15 protein-coding genes are annotated in these 16,204 nt (G+C 59.1%); 12 read left to right on the plus strand and 3 right to left on the minus strand.

The genetic code is table 11. The features are described from left to right. Positions 1-55: 55 nt before the first annotated feature. On the plus strand, positions 56-1,267 hold the full coding sequence (locus tag CLU84_RS00935; RefSeq protein WP_099735511.1) for a M20 aminoacylase family protein: 1,212 nt from the start codon (positions 56-58) through the stop codon (positions 1,265-1,267). Here CLU84_RS00935 and CLU84_RS00940 read toward each other — a convergent pair. Continuing rightward, positions 1,254-2,288 carry an AraC family transcriptional regulator gene (locus CLU84_RS00940; RefSeq protein WP_099735512.1) on the minus strand — a complete coding sequence of 345 codons (1,035 nt, stop codon included), beginning with the start codon at positions 2,286-2,288 and terminating at the stop codon, positions 1,254-1,256. The genes CLU84_RS00935 and CLU84_RS00940 overlap by 14 nt on opposite strands. Before the next feature lie 156 nt (positions 2,289-2,444). Between CLU84_RS00940 and CLU84_RS00945 the strand changes: the two genes are divergently transcribed. The 6 genes from CLU84_RS00945 to CLU84_RS00970 all read left to right on the plus strand — a co-directional run bounded on the left by CLU84_RS00945 (position 2,445) and on the right by CLU84_RS00970 (position 8,415). Beyond that, complete coding sequence (locus tag CLU84_RS00945; protein WP_099735513.1) at positions 2,445-3,293, plus strand: TauD/TfdA family dioxygenase; 849 nt, start codon at positions 2,445-2,447, stop codon at positions 3,291-3,293. 116 nt (positions 3,294-3,409) lie between these two features. Then, positions 3,410-4,468, plus strand: a complete 1,059-nt coding sequence (locus CLU84_RS00950) for a 3-keto-5-aminohexanoate cleavage protein (RefSeq protein ID WP_099735514.1) — start codon at positions 3,410-3,412, stop codon at positions 4,466-4,468. A gap of 17 nt (positions 4,469-4,485) precedes the next feature. After that, the gene (locus CLU84_RS00955) at positions 4,486-5,454 is read left to right on the plus strand and encodes a tripartite tricarboxylate transporter substrate binding protein (protein ID WP_099737792.1); all 969 of its coding nucleotides are present in this window, start codon (positions 4,486-4,488) and stop codon (positions 5,452-5,454) included. A 107-nt stretch (positions 5,455-5,561) separates the two neighbouring features. Next, a complete protein-coding gene (locus CLU84_RS00960) occupies positions 5,562-6,533 on the plus strand; it encodes a quinone oxidoreductase (RefSeq protein ID WP_099735515.1) in 972 nt (323 codons plus the stop codon). 252 nt (positions 6,534-6,785) lie between these two features. Further along, a complete protein-coding gene (locus CLU84_RS00965; protein ID WP_099735516.1) occupies positions 6,786-7,991 on the plus strand; it encodes a porin in 1,206 nt (401 codons plus the stop codon). 169 nt (positions 7,992-8,160) lie between these two features. Beyond that, positions 8,161-8,415: an acyl-CoA-binding protein gene (locus CLU84_RS00970; RefSeq protein ID WP_099735517.1), complete on the plus strand. Its 255-nt coding sequence runs from the start codon at positions 8,161-8,163 to the stop codon at positions 8,413-8,415. A gap of 185 nt (positions 8,416-8,600) precedes the next feature. Here CLU84_RS00970 and CLU84_RS00975 read toward each other — a convergent pair whose 3' ends face one another. Further along, positions 8,601-9,596: an isopenicillin N synthase family dioxygenase gene (locus CLU84_RS00975; RefSeq protein ID WP_369826848.1), complete on the minus strand. Its 996-nt coding sequence runs from the start codon at positions 9,594-9,596 to the stop codon at positions 8,601-8,603. A 490-nt stretch (positions 9,597-10,086) separates the two neighbouring features. On the opposite strand from CLU84_RS00975, the gene CLU84_RS00980 reads away from it, so the two are divergent. The 5 genes from CLU84_RS00980 to CLU84_RS01000 are packed head-to-tail and all read left to right on the plus strand — an operon-like array spanning position 10,087 to position 14,374. Beyond that, complete coding sequence (locus CLU84_RS00980) at positions 10,087-11,103, plus strand: ABC transporter substrate-binding protein (protein WP_099735519.1); 1,017 nt, start codon at positions 10,087-10,089, stop codon at positions 11,101-11,103. A 13-nt stretch (positions 11,104-11,116) separates the two neighbouring features. Further along, on the plus strand, positions 11,117-11,626 hold the full coding sequence (locus CLU84_RS00985) for a nucleoside deaminase (RefSeq protein ID WP_099735520.1): 510 nt from the start codon (positions 11,117-11,119) through the stop codon (positions 11,624-11,626). Between the two features lie 32 nt (positions 11,627-11,658). Further along, a complete protein-coding gene (locus tag CLU84_RS00990) occupies positions 11,659-12,687 on the plus strand; it encodes an ABC transporter substrate-binding protein (RefSeq protein ID WP_099735521.1) in 1,029 nt (342 codons plus the stop codon). Positions 12,688-12,746: 59 nt separating this feature from the next. Beyond that, the gene (locus CLU84_RS00995; RefSeq protein WP_099735522.1) at positions 12,747-13,595 is read left to right on the plus strand and encodes an ABC transporter ATP-binding protein; all 849 of its coding nucleotides are present in this window, start codon (positions 12,747-12,749) and stop codon (positions 13,593-13,595) included. Positions 13,596-13,603: 8 nt separating this feature from the next. Beyond that, on the plus strand, positions 13,604-14,374 hold the full coding sequence (locus tag CLU84_RS01000) for an ABC transporter permease (protein ID WP_099735523.1): 771 nt from the start codon (positions 13,604-13,606) through the stop codon (positions 14,372-14,374). A 111-nt stretch (positions 14,375-14,485) separates the two neighbouring features. Here the strand turns inward: CLU84_RS01000 and CLU84_RS01005 are convergent, their stop codons facing one another. Then, positions 14,486-16,171, minus strand: coding sequence for a phosphoethanolamine transferase (locus CLU84_RS01005; RefSeq protein WP_099735524.1), 1,686 nt, complete (start codon positions 16,169-16,171; stop codon positions 14,486-14,488). Between the last annotated feature and the right edge of the window lie 33 nt (positions 16,172-16,204).

Genomic DNA, 16,204 nt, shown 5'->3' on the forward strand with positions numbered 1-16,204 from the left:
TCTTGCTTTGGGTCATCATATTGTTTTGCCAATGATGACCCCAAGGAGAGAGCGCATGGCCCTGCTGCCCGAACTTCAAAAAAGCGCCCCTGACATTGCCGCCCTGCGCCGCGATATTCATGCCCACCCGGAGTTGTGTTTTGAGGAAATTCGCACCTCCGATCTGGTCGCTGACAAGCTGGAACAATGGGGTATTCCTACCCATCGTGGTTTGGGCAAGACCGGGGTGGTAGGCATCATCCACGGCCGCGATGGTGGCAAGAATGGCCGCGCCATTGGCCTGCGTGCGGATATGGACGCCTTGCCCATGCAGGAGTTCAACACTTTTGAACATGCCAGCCGCCACGCGGGCAAGATGCACGCCTGCGGTCACGACGGCCACACGGCCATGCTGCTGGCCGCTGCGCAATATCTGGCGGCCCATCGCGACAGCTTTGAGGGTACGGTCTACGCCATCTTTCAGCCCGCAGAAGAAGGCGGTGGCGGCGCGCGTGAGATGGTCAATGACGGCCTGTTCACCCAGTTCCCCATGCAGGCCGTGTATGGCATGCACAACTGGCCTGGCATGAAGGCCGGAACCATGGCCGTAGGTGCAGGCCCGGCCATGGCCTCCAGCAATGAATTCAAGATCGTGGTGCGGGGCAAGGGCGGTCACGCCGCCATGCCGCACATGGTGGTGGACCCGGTGCCCGTGGCGGCCCAGCTCATCATGGCGTTTCAGACCATCGTCAGCCGCAACGTAAAGCCGATTGAAGCAGGCGTGATCTCCGTCACCATGATTCATGCGGGCGAAGCTACCAACGTGGTGCCCGACAGCGTAGAGCTGCAAGGCACGGTGCGCACCTTCTCGCTTGAGGTGCTGGACCTGATCGAGCAGCGCATGAAGCAGATCAGCGAATCGCTATGCGCTGCCCACGGCACGCAATGCACGTTTGAGTTTGTGCGCAACTACCCGCCCACCATCAACACCGCCCCCGAGGCCGAATTTGCGCAAAACGTGATGCGTGAGATTCTGGGCGATGCTGGTGTGGTGCCGCAGGAGCCATCCATGGGCGCGGAAGACTTTGCCTTCATGCTGCTGGAAAAGCCCGGCGCCTACTGCTTTATCGCCAACGGCGACGGCGATCACCGCGCGCTGGGCCACGGCGGCGGCCCCTGCACGCTGCACAACCCCAGTTATGACTTCAATGACGAGCTGATCCCATTGGGCGCTACCTTCTGGGTCAAGCTGGCCCAGCGCTGGCTGGAGCAGCCTACGCGCGGTTGATTGCTTCCGTCCGCTGGAGTTTGCCCGGAGGCAGGTTTTTTTCACGCCAGACTTCGGGCGGGCAGCCAAAGAGCGTGCTGAACCAGCGCGTGAAGGCGCTGTGGCTGTTGTAGCCCAGCATGGATGCGATCTGGCCGACGGAGTACTCCGGGTTGCGCACATAGCGTTGTGCCAGGTCGTATCGAACTTCAACCAGCAGATCGGTAAAGCTGAAACCTTCACCGTCAAGCTCGCGTTGCAAAGTCCGCACGCTGCGCCCCAGGCCTTGAGCCACGCAGATGCAAGTCGCATTGCCTGAGGGCAGCATGAGGTAGATCGCCTTGCGCACGCGCTGGGCGATGGAGGCCTGGCGGCCCTGCTGGGTTGTATCCACAATGGATTGGGCATAGCGCACCAGCACTGGGTCTGCCATGGGGTTGTGAGCGTCAAGGTCTTCGGTGCGAAACACAATCCCGTTGAAGTCTGCGTCAAACTCCACACGGCAGCCGAACATTTGCTTGTGCAAGCTGATATCACGCGGTGTGGTGTGACTGAAGCAGACGCGCTGGGGGCGCCAGCGCTCGTGCATCAGCAGATTACAGGTGCGAAACAGCACGCCAATTGCCAGCTCCATCGATTGAGGAAAAGTCTCGGGCAACGTGAACTCCTCGCGCAGGACTACGACGCCGTTCTCCTCATCCATGTGAATCATCAGCGATTCATTGAGCAGGTGCACATGCTCGATCAGCGTGCTCAGCACCTTGCGCAGCGTTGGCTGGTGCAGCAGCAAAAGACTCACGATGCCGAAGTTGGATACCTGGCGCGATTGGGCCATGCGCAGCCCGAAATTCGTGCAACCCGTCGCAGCGGCTGCATCTTCCAGCAGTCGCCCGGCGACCAGAACATCAATCAATTGATCTTGCTCGCTCACCATGGAGGGGCGCAGGCCTGCACGGCGCAGTGCTGCATCTGGGTCTCCACCGAGTTCACTGAGGAGTTCTGAAAAATTCGTCAGAGATGCCGCACGCACAAAAGTGACCATGACTGCTCCACGCAAAAAGGCAGTGAAATTCTGGCATGAGATGCATAGCGTGAGGCATGAAATGCACAACCTATGTGACACAGGTTTTCTACAGTGGACTTACCGGGCGGCAGAGACTAGCAAAAGCCTGGATTCAAAAAAGTGTAGGAGACAGTTATGCGGATAAACCCTCTGACCTGTGCCATCGGTGCGGAACTGGCTGATGTGCAGCTGGCAGACGCAGTACGCGATGAAGGACTTTTCTCGGCGATCAAAGCAGCCTTGCTTAAGCACAAAGTACTGTTTCTGCGGCGCCAGAAAATCAGCCGCGGCGAGCATGTGGCCTTCGCGCAGCGCTTTGGTCAGCTGGAGGACCACCCGGTGGTAGGCAGCGACCCGGAGCACCCAGGCCTGGTGCAGATCTACAAGACACCGGACAAGTCCAAAGACCGCTATGAAAACTCCTGGCACTGTGATGCCACTTGGCGCGAGGTCCCGCCCATGGGCTGTGTGCTGCGCTGTGTCGAATGCCCGCCCGTTGGCGGCGACACCATGTGGGCCAATATGGCACTGGCCTACGAGATGCTGCCACCGCATATCAAGGAGGTGATTGCACCACTGAGGGCACGCCACAGCATTGAATGCACCTTCGGTGCGGCGATGCCGATTGAGAAGCGCCTGGCTCTCAAGGCCCAGTTTCCAGACGCAGAGCATCCGGTGGTGCGCACGCATCCAGAGACTGGTGAGAAAGTGCTGTTTGTCAGCGGCTTTGCCACCCATTTCACCAACTTTCACACACCCGCCAATGTGCGTGTGGGTCAGGACTTCACGCAGGGGGCCTCCAGCTTGTTGCAGTACCTGATCAACCAGGCCTCAATTCCGGAATACCAGGTGCGCTGGCGCTGGGAGCCCGACAGCATTGCCATCTGGGACAACCGGGCGACGCAGCATTACGCGGTGATGGACTACCCGCCCAGCCATCGCAAGATGGAACGTGCCGGAATCATCGGCACGCCGACCTACTGAACATCAAAGAGCGCCAGAGGCAAGGCGTAGAGCCTGGCCGGGCAACGATGTATCCAGAGCTGTGCGCATGGCTCTGAGTGCGAGCATGACTTTCATATAACAACGGAGACAACACCATGAATTTTCTCGACGGCCACCTGTTCCCCGAAAACCAGCAACCCCTGATCATCACGGCAGCACCCTACGCACCATCCTGGCTGCCATCGGACTTTCCCGGTGAGATCGCGGTCACCATGGAAGAGCAGATTCAGAAAGCGGTGGACTGCTACAACGCTGGCGCCCAGGTGCTGCATCTGCATGTGCGCGAGCTGGATGGTCGTGGCAGCAAGCGTCTGTCCAAGTTCAATGAGCTGATTGCCGGGGTGCGTTCCCGTGTTCCCGAGATGATCATCCAGGTGGGAGGATCCATCAGTTTTGCGCCAGAGAGCGACGGTGCGGCCGCCAAGTGGCTGAGCGATGACACGCGTCATATGCTGGCCGAGCTGGACCCCAAGCCCGATCAGGTGACGGTGACCATCAACACCTCGCAAATGAACGTGCTGGAGCAGTTTGATGTGCGCGACATCCAGGGCACCTCTATGGAAGACCCGGCCATCTTTAATGCCTACAAGGAAATGACAGTGCCGGCTCAGCCCGGATGGGCCGAAGAGCATATTCGTCGCCTGAGCGAAGCCGGTATCCAGAGCGCCTTCCAGTGCTACAACATCAATAGCTTCGAATCTTTAGAGCGCTTGATGCGTCGCGGCATCTACAAGGGCCCGCTGGTGATGAACTGGGTGGCGATTGGCGGTGGCATGGATGCACCCAATATCTACAGCCTGGCCCACTTTGTGCGCGCCGTGCCCGATGGTGCGGTGCTGACGGTGGAAAGTTCGGTGCTCAATGTGCTGCCGATCAACGTGATGGGCATTGCCATGGGCTTGCATGTGCGTTGCGGTACCGAAGACAACTTGTGGAACCAGACCCGCACGGAAAAAATGGGCACCGTGGCGCAGATCGAGCAGCTGGTGCGTATTGCCAAGGAGTTCAGCCGCCCCATCGCCACGCCACAGCAAGCGCGCGAGATGTGCCAGATCGGCGTGTTCTATGACAGCGTGGAAGAAACGCTGGAGAAGAACGGCTTTGCCCCCAACCGCAATGGCGGCCAGCAGGGCTTTCTGCGCAAGGTCGCCTGAGTTCAAAGGAGCACATGATGCAACGCATTCCAGCTCTTTTATCCATGGCTCTGGCTGCCGTTTTGCCGGTTGGCAGCGCCCTCGCGTTTACCGATAAACCCATCAAGCTCATTGTTCCGGCCCCACCGGGCGGCACGATTGATGTGTTTGCGCGCATCATCAGCGATCAGCTGGCGCATGAGATCAAGCAGCCCGTGGTGGTGGAAAACCGCCCCGGTGCTGGTGGCGCACTGGCGGTCAAGTACATGCTCGCGCAGCCTGCCGATGGCAATACCTTGCTGGTGACGGTGACCAACATCCTGACCGAGGTGCCCCATGTGCTCAAAGGAGGCTTTGATGCCATGAAGGATGTCCGGCCCGTCTCGCAGATGGCGCGCTCGGTCATGGTCTTCATTGCGTCACCTCAGTTCCCCGCCAAGGATGCCAAGGAGGCCATCGCCTATGTGAAGGCCCACCCGGGTCAGCTTTCTTTTGCCTCCTATAGCCAAGGGACGGCGTCGCAGTACGCTGGGGCGATCCTGAATCAGAAGGCAGGGCTGGACATGCAGCATGTGCCGTTTCCGGGCTCTTCCCCAGCGCTGGCGCAAGTCATGGGCAACCAGATTCCGCTGATGTTCGATGGCTCTGTGACCACCAAACCTCTGGTGCCCAGTGGCAAGGTCAAGCTGCTGGCCGTGGCTTACAAGAGCCGTCTGCCTGACTACCCCAATGTTCCGACGATGGCTGAACTGGGCTATCCGGAGCTTGATTTCAGCAACTGGGCGGGCGTGTTCGCATCAGCCAAGACACCTCAGCCGCTGATGGATAAGATCAATGCCACCCTGCAGAAGGTCAATGCCAGCCAAGCGGTGCAGGCGCGCTATGTGTCCACCGGCTTCGAGCCCATCAAGCAGGAACGAACGCTGGAGCAGCTGTCTACGGAGCTGCAGGCGGAATACAACCGCAACGGCGAGATCGTCAAGAACTTTGGCATCAAGCTGAACTGAATCTGCTTGCTACTCGGTCCGGGCATGCCTGTCATTGAGGGTGCCCGGACTTTTGCTTTGCAGCGCTTGCTGCATCTCGTTGTGAACGATAAAAACAGGAGCATTCCATGACCCAAGCCATCCGCTTTCATGAGACTGGCGGCCCAGAAGTTCTGCGGCTGGAAACCGTTGAAGTGGGCGAGCCCGGACCCGGTCAGGCGCGTGTGCGGCATACCTATATCGCGCTCAATTTCATCGATGTGTACTTTCGCACCGGGCGTTACCCGCTGGCATTGCCAAATGGTCTGGGCTCGGATGCGGTGGGTGTGGTCGAGGCGGTGGGGCAGGGTGTGACGGGCATCCAGGTCGGTGATCGCGTCGGCTATCTGATCGGCCCGCAAGGCGCTTATTCACAGGTGCGTGTCATGCCGGCTGAAGTGCTGATCTCGCTGCCTGACGGTATCTCTGACCGTAGTGCAGCCACGCTCATGATGAAGGGGATGACTGCGCAGTATCTGTTTCGTCAGGTTTATCCGCTCAAGGGCGGCGAGACCATTCTTTATCACGCTGCTGCCGGCGGCGTCGGCCTGATTGCCTGCCAATGGGCTCGCGCTATGGGTGTCACCATGATTGGCACCGTCAGCACGGATGAAAAAGCCGCACTGGCCAAGGCGAACGGGTGCACGCACACCATCGTGACTTCGCGCGAAAGCATCGTCGAGCGGGTCAAGGACATTACGGGTGGCAAAGGCGTTCCAGTGGTCTATGACTCGGTGGGCAAAGACACCCTGATGGACTCACTCGACTGTCTGCAGTCACGTGGGTCATTGGTCAGCAATGGCACATCCTCTGGACCTGTCGTCGTGGACTCTTCGCTGTTGGCTGCCAAAGGCTCGATCTGGATGACAAGGCCGGCCATGATGCATTACATCCAGCCTCGCTCGCATATGCTGGACATGGCTGCAGAGCTGTTCGATCACGTGCTGGCGGGTCGTATCGTCAGCGAGCCTCAGCAAGAGTTTGCGCTGGCCGATGCTGCGCAAGCCCATCGCGCGCTGGAGTCGCGCAAGACCATGGGATCTACCGTGCTCGTGCCGTGAACCGCTTGGTGGAAATGCAAGGCATGTAAATCCATTGCAGAGACCTGTGCCAGCGCTTTACCCAAAGCGCTGGCATTTTTTGTTTAAAGACAGTGCTCATGCAATGCGGCGACATTCCTAGGGAATTCACCTTGAGTGAGTGGCACCAAATAAGCAATGGATGGCATCAACTGCACAAGAGCTGAAGTCTTCCTTTTTTAGAGTGATTTCGCGGATCAAAACCGCCAATTCATAACGAAAAGGAGACACAACATGCCGCGTATTTCACGAAAGTTCTGGGGTTTTTTTGCGCTGTCTGTCACCAGTCTGGCCAGTGCGCAGTCATCTGTCACTCTGTTCGGCGTGATGGATGCGGGCGTCAGCCGTTACATGGTGCGCAGCAATTCCTGGGATGGCTCCGGCCGAACCGCAAGTCAGGGCGTCTGGGCCTTGTCGCCCTCAGGCAATCTGGCCAGTCGTCTGGGCGTTCGCGCTGTTGAAGATCTGGGAGGCGGAATGTCTGCAAGCATGTGGCTTGAGGCTCCCGTGACCAACGATACGGGTGGTGGCGCGCTGAACTTTGGGCGGCGTTCCACCGTCAGCCTGACAGGCAACTGGGGCGAGCTGCGTCTCGGGCGAGACCACACGCCGTCGTTTCTGAATGACTGGGCGTTTGATCCTTACACCGTCAACGGCGTGGGTGTGAATCTGCTGGCCGTGGTCAGCAGCAACCTGGCCATTAACCGTGCGCTGAGTACACAGACTACCGGCACATTGACCGAGCGCTTGCTGGGCAATGGTCTGTCGGCAGGTACGGATAACTATCTGCGTGCTAATAACTCCATTGGCTACCACCTGCCAACAGGGCTGGGCGGTGTTTACGGTCAGCTGATGTATGCCTTTCCAGAAAATGATTCCAGGCGTGGCCGCTATGCGGGCGGGCGCATCGGCTGGGCCAGTGGCCCCACCGATATCGCGCTGGGTTATGGCGAAAGCATGCTGGGTACTTTCAATGGCCGAAAGGAAACCATCAAGTCATTGAACCTGGGTGGGTCGTACAACTTTGGCCCAGTCAAGGTTCTGGGTGAGTGGTCGCAGGTGCGCAATGCGCGCAGCGATGTTCAGGCCACTGACCGCTATGACGGGCTGCTGGCCGGTGTGCAGATCCCTGTCGGGCTCCATCAGCTCAGGGCATCGGTGGCGCGGGTGCAATTCAAGAACGGCCAGGGAACGGGCGACGCATCGGTGAACAAGCTGGCCCTGGGCTATGTGCACAACCTCTCCAAACGCACGGCACTGTACACCACGGTGTCACGTATCAGTGTGAGCAATGGGCACAACAACCCGGCTGTGATGGGTGTGACGCCGCTGGCCGTCAGCAGCCCAGTCATCATGCCGCAACCAGCCTACAGCAACAGCCCTGGAATGCAGCCACGCAGCGCATTGGGCTTTGATATGGGTCTGCGCATGGTGTTCTGAGGCCGGGCTGGCGTGCATGGCAGACGTGACTGTGAAGCGCAAACCTGGCTTTCAGCACGTACTGCGTTTCTGTGGTTGTGCACTTTGCGAAATAAAAAGAACGGTCGTTCTAATTTGATGGATTTTTGGCTACACTGCACTGAACTACTCAAAGCCCAGGAGGCCCTTCATGTCCGATCTGAACACCACGTTTGAAGAAGCCGTCAAGAATTCCACCTCGATCAGCGAGCGCCCTGATAACGCCACGCTGCTCAAGATCTATGGACTGTACAAGCAGGCCACAGATGGAGACAACGAGACCAAGAAGCCCAGCTTCACCGACATGGTGGCGCGTGCCAAGTGGGATGCCTGGGCCAAGCTCGAAGGCACCTCGTCAGATGAAGCCAAGCAGCTGTACATCGATCTCATCGCGTCGCTGCGCTGATCTGCGCCGCCCCTGATTACCGACAAGGCCCCGAGTTCCGGGGCCTTGTCGTTTCAATTCAGACCACATCACACCACGCCAAAGGCGGGGGGCTGGACCCCAAGCCAGGGATACCGAGGAAGGGGCGCCCCGCCCCGAAGGTGTCGTCCCCCTCAGGGGGAAGCGGCGCAGCCGCTCAGGGGGGATCAATACCTATTCGAGAAGTTGGCAGAGATGCGCTGTCGCAAATAATCCGCCCCTGTGATGGGCGGATATTTTTTGCCCGGCCCTTCAATGACCGCATCTTCGTTGGCCTGGCAAAAGAACGCCAGGCTGTAGCGCGAGCCCTGGTATTCATGGGGCTGCGGGTTGCGTACGCGGTGAAAGTTGCTGGGTAGCTGGTCGTCGCTCCAGCGCGTCAGCATGTCACCGATATTGCAGGTGATGACGCCGTCCACGGGCTCTACCGGCGTCCATTGCTGAGCTTCGGCCTCTTTTCCTGGCAGCACCTGCAGGCCGCCTTGTCGGGCGCGCTGGAACAGCAGGGTCAGGCAATCAAAGTCGGTATGCGCACCTGCACGCCACAAGCCTGTTTCTTCTTTCAATGCCGGGTCGACCGCAAAGTAATGCAGCATGCGCAGAGTGCTCTGGTAGCTGGGCACTGCTGGGTTGTGCGCGCGGGTAAAGAAGTCTTCGTCAAAGCCCAGCTTGTAGGCAAAGCAAGACAGCAGCTGCATGCCCACCTTCCAGCATTGCTGCTCAAACTCCAGTGTGGCTTGCTGGAAACCTGAAAGCTCCTCTTCACCGGGCCACAGCCCTTGCATGCGCGGGCGTGTGACTTGATAAGACTCCTTCTGGTCCGGTGTCTTGGTGGATGGGCGAATCTGCGCCTTGTGCTCCCAGCCGGCATTGCGTGCCAGCGGCCATTGCGCCTTCACTTCTGCGGGCTGGGCAAAGAACTGCTGCGCACGCTCAAACGCCGCATCGATATCGGCCTGCGCAATGCCGTGACCTGAAACCTGAAAAAAGCCGATGTCTACAGCGGCGCTCCACAGCTGTTCGGCAATTTCCGGCCTGCGCGCTTCAAAGTTGCTGATGTCGATGACGCGCACTTCGCGGGCGCTGGTCTCTACGCCCTGTCCGCCCATGCGGGCTTCCTTGTCGAGTTCGTCCAGTGCGTAAGTGGATTGGTTGGCATTCATGGTCTGCATAAGTCTCTCTCTTGCAATGACTTCAGACGCACGCGCATGGAGCGTTGGCTTGAGATGGCGTGCCTCTGAAGTATGAGGAACAAGTGCGGCCAAAGCCGTACCCGCTTCAAGAGCAATGACCCGCGAAGCTGCTGAATCTCTGGTTGAGAACAGTGCACCGTGCTGAACGCTTCTACTCTTGATTGAAGTGCAGCAAACACCGTGCCAGCAAGGCTTACGGGATAGATGGCGGCATTTTTGGTGCATTGCTTCAACTTGGTGCAGACCTGTGCATCAACGCATGCACAGTGGTGGTTACCTTGCACCGTTGTGAGTCGTTGGCACTACTTTTCAGAGGCGTCAAAAAGCAGGCACGCCAATTGCTTAGTTGATGAACGAGTAGAAGCGTTCAGCCTGCCATTCGCGCAGCGCCCGGAAATTGCTCATGTTCTGCCAGTGGCTGTGCTGCTGGATATGTGCCCCAAGACTTGAGAGTTCCGCCATGCAACGTCGTCATTTTCTCGCTGCCTTACCCCTATGTTCTGCGCCCTGGGTGCATGCGCAGAACAAGTCGCTGACTCCGCTGAAATTCACGCTGGACTTTCGCGTCACTTCGCAGACGGCACCGTTTTTTCTGGCGCTGCAAAACGGCTACTACCGCGAAGAAGGGCTGGATGTAAGTCTGGACGTGGGCTCGGGCTCGGTGGCTTCGATTACCCGCATTGCCAGCGGCGCCTACCAGCTGGGTCTGGGCGATATCAGCTCGCTGATCGAGTTCAATGCACAGAATGCTGGAACGCCCCGTGTGCAGGCCGTCTACCAGTACTACAACCGCGCGCCCTTCGTCATCATTGGGCGCAAAGATCGCGGAATCACCTCTGACTTCCTGAGCCTCAAGGGCAAGAAGGTCGCCGCTGCGGCGGTGGAGTCCACACGCCGTGCATGGCCCATGGTGGCGCGCAACAAGCATCTGCCTGCCGATCTGTTTTCATGGTCTACCACCGAGTTCTCAGCCCGCGATAACGTGATGGTGCGTGGTGATGTCGATGCCGCCACTTATTTCCATGACTCTGCGGTGTCGCTGTTTGCGCGCATCAAGCCCGAGGAACTTTCCATACTGCACTACACCGATGCTGGCGTGCAGCTGTATGGCAACGCCATCCTTGCTTCCAGCGCATTGATTGCTGAAAAGCCGCAGCTGGTTGCCGCCTTTTTGCGGGCCACCAACCGCGCGATTGTGGAGTGCATTGCCAACCCGGCCGCTGCAATCGCCGCCGTGCGCCAGCGCGAGCCGATTCTGGATGAGAAAACGGAGCTGGCGCGCTGGGCCATCACCACCCAGTACATCGCTGCGGCAGACACGAAAAGCCATGGTTTGGGCGACTTCAGCAAGCGCCTTCTGGAGCAGCAGGTGGACAGCGTGGTGCAGACCTTTGCGCTCAAAACAATGCCATCGGCGGATGCCCTGTTCAATAGCAGCATGTTGCCGCCCAAGTCGGTGCGAATGCTCAAGGCCTGAGGAGCAGATGCACATGTCTTTGCCTCAAGAACAAATACTCAATGACGTGGATGGCCGCTATCTGCGCCAGGCCATCACCTTGGCCGACAGGGCGCGTGAACGCGGCAACCGCCCGTTTGGGGCGCTGATTGTGGCGGCCGATGGGCGCGTGCTGGCCGAGGCCAGTAACGCCAACGGCGAAAGCGGCGACTGCACGGCCCATGCCGAGCTGTCGGCCATTCGCCTGGCCAGCCCGCTGTACTGCCGTGATGCGCTGGCCACCGCCACGCTGTACTCATCGGCCGAGCCCTGCGTGATGTGCGCGGGCGCGATCTTCTGGTCGGCCATTGGCCGCGTGGTCTATGGCATTGATGCCGAGCGCCTGCGCGTATTCCGTGGCGAGAGACTGGATCAAAAGGATGCAGAGCTGTCTTGTCGCGACGTTTTTGAGCGTTCGTCACACGCCATTGAATGTATCGGTCCGTCACTCATAGACGAGGCGAGTCAGTCGCACCAAGGCGGCTGGAAAAGCGGAACGAATTGAATTTTTACAAGCCAACGAGAGAGGAATTCACCATGCAAACCAAGCGACTGTTCATGCAGACCGTGCTGGCTCTGGGTGCTTGCGCCAGCGCCACGGCAGCCTTTGCCGCCACGCCCATCAAGTTTCAGCTGGACTGGCGCTTTGAAGGACCGTCTGCCTTGTTTTTGCAGCCTGTCGCCAAGGGCTACTTTCAGGCCGCAGGTCTGAATGTGGTGGTGGATGCTGGCAGTGGCTCTGGTGGTGCCATTCAGCGCGTGGCATCAGGATCGTATGACATGGGTTTTGCCGACATGGCAGCGCTGATGGAGTTTCACGCCAACAACCCCGAGGTGAAAGACAAGCCAGTGGCCGTGATGATGGTCTACAACAGCACGCCATCATCGGTGCTGGCGCTGAAGAAAAGCGGTATCGCCAAGCCTGCGGACCTGACGGGTAAGAAGATGGGTGCACCGGTTTTTGATGGTGGCCGCCGTGGTTTTGCGCTGTTTGCCAAGGCCAACAAGGTGGGCGATGTGCAGTGGACGAGCATGGACCCACCGCTGCGCGAGACCATGCTGGTGCGTGGTGATATTGATGCGATCACGGGCTTCAGTTTCACATCGCTGCTGAATCTCGAAGCGCGTGGCGTCAAGGCTTCTGATGTGGTGGTCATGCCGTTTGCGGACAACGGTGTGAAGCACTACGGCAACGCCATCATCGCCAGCGCCAAGATGGTGCGCGAGAACCCCGAAGCCATTCGCGCGTTTCTCAAAGCCTTTGCCAAAGGGGCCAAGGAGGTCATGGCCAACCCGGCAGCATCCATTGCTTATGTGAAAGAGCGTGACGGTATCGTCAACCCCGCCATGGAAACCCGCCGCCTGCAGCTGGCGCTGGATGGCGTGGTCAACACCAGCGATGCACGTGCTGAGGGTTTTGGCCAGATCAGCACCACGCGCATGGCGCTGATGGCGTCGCAGGTGTCGGATGTGTATGCGACCAAGACGCGCGTGAATCCTGACCTGGTCTGGAGTGGCCGATTTCTGCCGCCTGTTGCCGATCTCGACGTCTTCCCCAAGAAATAATTGCTCATTGATTAATAGCTGAATGCGCTTGATGGACAAGCGCTACAGCCCTGTTTCTTATGAACTCATCAGATACTGAAATTGCCAGACCGTTTGTCGAATTCAAGGATGTCTGGCTGGCCTACAACGAGGAATTGCTGCAGGCCAATCACTTTGCGGTGGAGGCGATTGACCTGACGGTCAAGCGCGGCGAGTTCATCGCCATCGTTGGCCCGTCGGGTTGCGGAAAGTCCACCTTCATGAAGCTGACCACGGGGCTGAAGATGCCGTCCATAGGGCGCATTACCGTGGATGGTGAGCGCGTGACCGGGCCGCTCAAAATTTCGGGCATGGCGTTTCAGTCATCGTCGCTGCTGCCCTGGCGCACCACGCTCGATAACGTACTGCTGCCGCTGGAGATCGTGGAGCCGCACCGCTCGCAGTTCAAGAAAAAGCGCAAGGAATATGAGGCGCGTGCGATTGCGCTGCTGGCCAAGGTGGGGCTGGCGGGCTATGAGCGCAAGTTTCCATGGCAGCTTTCGGGCGGCATGCAGCAGCGCGCCAGCATTTGCCGGGCATTGATTCATGAGCCGCAGATGCTGCTCCTGGATGAGCCCTTCGGCGCGCTGGATGCCTTCACCCGTGAGGAGCTGTGGTGCATTTTGCGTGACCTGCAGGCCGAGCAGAAGTTCAACGTGATTCTGGTCACGCACGACCTGCGCGAGAGCGTGTTTCTGGCGGACACCATTTATGTGATGAGCAAGAGCCCTGGCCGCTTTGTGGTGCGCCGCGACATCGATCTGCCACGTCCGCGAGATCTGGAAGTGACCTACACGCCAGAGTTTTCAGACATTGTTTATGAACTGCGCGGCCATATCGGTGCCATGCGCAAGAGTGGCGCTTCGAGCGGCACTGTGATCAACCAATAAGGCGCACCATGAAGCATAAAAAAATAGCGGAACGCTGGGCGCCTTGGGTCTTGCTGCTGCTGATCGTTCTGCTCTGGCAGGTGATCTGCGCGGGCTTTGGCGTGTCGGAATTCATCTTCCCCAGCCCCTGGGCCATAGGCCATCAGCTTTATGAGTTTGCAGGCACGATTGCCATGCACGCGTGGCGCACCTACTGGGTGACGATGGCGGGCTTTGGGCTGGCGATTGTGGTGGGCGTGCTGCTGGGTTTTCTGATCGGCTCATCGCGCCTGGCCTATGCCGCCTTCTACCCGTTGATGACGGCCTTCAATGCGCTGCCCAAGGCGGCGTTTGTGCCGATTCTGGTGGTCTGGTTCGGCATTGGCGCGGGGCCGGCGATTCTGACGGCGTTTCTCATCAGCTTCTTCCCCGTCATGGTCAATATCGCGACAGGGCTGGCCACGCTGGAGCCTGAGCTGGAAGACGTGCTGCGCGTGCTGGGTTCCAAGCGCTGGGATGTGCTGATGAAAGTCGGCCTGCCGCGTTCGCTCCCCTACTTTTTTGGTTCGCTCAAAGTGGCGATCACGCTGGCATTTGTGGGCACCACAGTCAGCGAGATGACGGCTGCCAACGAAGGCATTGGCTACCTGCTGGTTTCCGCCGGATCATCCATGCAGATGGGGCTGGCGTTTGCCGGGCTCATCGTGGTGGGCGCTATGGCGATGGTGATGTATGAGCTGTTCAATCTGGTCGAAAAGCACACAACGGGCTGGGCGCACCGTGGCTCCCAGGGTGAGTGATCTGAGATCGTTGCACTGATTTTGATAGCTGCCTGCGCACTATCCATATAAGGAAAAGGCCTGCCAGATCATGAATCTGGCAGGCCTTTTGTTTTCGGCAGGGTGTGACTCTTAGCTGGCTTTGCGGCAGCTGGAGAAAGCGTCCATAGGCTGCTTGTAGGTAGGCGTTGTCACATCCATCAAGCCAAGCACGGTGTGGAACAGGTTGTCGTGCGAGAGCGGCTGATCCAGCGTCTTGCTCAGGCAGCTCTGGTCAAGGCGGGTGCGCGCGCCCAGCGTGCCCAGCCAGCTGATCATGGGTACATGTTTCTGGTCATCAGGGGCCATGGCATAGGGCATGCCGTGCAGGTACACGCCCAGCTCGCCCAGCGATTCGCCGTGATCGGACATGTAGAACATGCCGGTTTCGTACTGGCTTTGCTGGGTCTTGAGCCAGGCTATGGTCTGGGCCAGAAAGTGGTCGGTGTAGCGAATGGAGTTGTCGTAGACGTTGACCACGCTGTCCTTGCTGCAGCTCGAAAGGGCATTGGTGGCGCACTCAGGCTTGAAGGCCTTGAGATCGGGCGTGGAGCGCTTGAAGTATTCAGGGCCATGGCTGCCCATCTGGTGCATGACCAGCACCACGCCCTTGGCGCGGCGTGCGGGGTCCAGCTTGGCGATGCGTTCATCCAGGCCGTTGAGCAGCATGCCGTCCAGACATTCGCCGTCTTTGCTGCACAGAGCCTTGCCTGCAGGGGTGTTCACGCTGTCGGCGGTATCGGCCATGGGGATGCGCTTGCACACGCCTTTGCAGCCTGCCTGGTTATCGACCCAGAGCACGGCCAGACCGGCGGCCTGTATCACGTCGAGCAGGTTGTCATGCTCGACCTTGGAGGCGTAATAGCCTTCGCGTCCCAGATTGGAGAACATGCAGGGCACGGATTCGCGGGTGCTGGTGCCGCAGGAGCGGGCATTGCGCCAGCTCAGCACGTCGAGTTTGGACAGTTCGGGGTTGGTGTCGCGCGCATAGCCGTTGAGGCTGAAGTTCTTGGCGCGGGCTGTCTCACCCACCACCAGCACCAGCAGCGGCGGCTTTTGAGCTGCTGCATAACTTGTGCCTAGCGCCGCGCCCGCTGTGATGCTGACAAAGGGTTTGGTCTTGTTGAGGATGGGGTCCAGCGCCACCGATGCGGCGGAGAGCACGGGGTTGATCGGGTTGATCATGTAGCGCAGCCACAGGTTGTTGCGCACCACAGGAGCCAGGTCTTTGTACGACACGGCCAGCGACGCTGCGATGAGCGCTGCGCCCAGCACCAGCATCAGCGCCGTACGCAGCACATTGCGCAGAGCGCTTCGAGCTGGCTTGAGAGGGGTTTTCCACAGCCAGATGGCTGGCAGTATGGCGACGACCAGCATCTCGCCCAGCAGTTTGATGTTGAACAGGTCGGCACTCTCACGCGCATCCGTTTGCAGGATGTTGTGAATCATGCCCTTGTCCATGACCGTGCCGTAGCTGACCATGAAATACTGAGCGCTGGCTGCCACCAGCAGCAGCACCGTCCAGAAAGGCTTGGTAAAGCGAGGCCAGGCGAACAGGGCCGTCACCAGCAGGCTGGCACCCAGCACCAGTGGCAGGATGCGAATGGCAAGCAGGGTCAGGCTGCCGTGGTAGCCATCCAGTTCAGGTAGGCGCAGCCACAGTGCCCAGTTGGCTGTCAGCGTCAGCCAGATGGCCAGAGCCAGAGCGATGAACTGGGGGGTGCGGGGCTGGAAGAGTCGCTTGTGCGAGGAGGAGAGTTCGGAGTCTAGGGTAGCCACAACGACAGCGAGTAAATAGGTATCGAGGAATTC

It is taken from the genome of Comamonas sp. 26 (genome assembly GCF_002754475.1).
Classification (GTDB): domain Bacteria; phylum Pseudomonadota; class Gammaproteobacteria; order Burkholderiales; family Burkholderiaceae_C; genus Comamonas.

Coding starts and splice junctions, on each gene's coding strand:
- CLU84_RS00945 (WP_099735513.1), top strand. CDS start 2,445: ATGCGGATAAACCCTCTGACCTGTGCCATCGGTGCGGAACTGGCTGAT.
- CLU84_RS00940 (WP_099735512.1), bottom strand. CDS start 2,288: ATGGTCACTTTTGTGCGTGCGGCATCTCTGACGAATTTTTCAGAACTC.
- CLU84_RS00965 (WP_099735516.1), top strand. CDS start 6,786: ATGCCGCGTATTTCACGAAAGTTCTGGGGTTTTTTTGCGCTGTCTGTC.
- CLU84_RS00935 (WP_099735511.1), top strand. CDS start 56: ATGGCCCTGCTGCCCGAACTTCAAAAAAGCGCCCCTGACATTGCCGCC.
- CLU84_RS00980 (WP_099735519.1), top strand. CDS start 10,087: ATGCAACGTCGTCATTTTCTCGCTGCCTTACCCCTATGTTCTGCGCCC.
- CLU84_RS00990 (WP_099735521.1), top strand. CDS start 11,659: ATGCAAACCAAGCGACTGTTCATGCAGACCGTGCTGGCTCTGGGTGCT.
- CLU84_RS00975 (WP_369826848.1), bottom strand. CDS start 9,596: ATGAATGCCAACCAATCCACTTACGCACTGGACGAACTCGACAAGGAA.
- CLU84_RS00950 (WP_099735514.1), top strand. CDS start 3,410: ATGAATTTTCTCGACGGCCACCTGTTCCCCGAAAACCAGCAACCCCTG.
- CLU84_RS00970 (WP_099735517.1), top strand. CDS start 8,161: ATGTCCGATCTGAACACCACGTTTGAAGAAGCCGTCAAGAATTCCACC.
- CLU84_RS00985 (WP_099735520.1), top strand. CDS start 11,117: ATGTCTTTGCCTCAAGAACAAATACTCAATGACGTGGATGGCCGCTAT.
- CLU84_RS00995 (WP_099735522.1), top strand. CDS start 12,747: ATGAACTCATCAGATACTGAAATTGCCAGACCGTTTGTCGAATTCAAG.
- CLU84_RS00960 (WP_099735515.1), top strand. CDS start 5,562: ATGACCCAAGCCATCCGCTTTCATGAGACTGGCGGCCCAGAAGTTCTG.
- CLU84_RS01000 (WP_099735523.1), top strand. CDS start 13,604: ATGAAGCATAAAAAAATAGCGGAACGCTGGGCGCCTTGGGTCTTGCTG.
- CLU84_RS00955 (WP_099737792.1), top strand. CDS start 4,486: ATGCAACGCATTCCAGCTCTTTTATCCATGGCTCTGGCTGCCGTTTTG.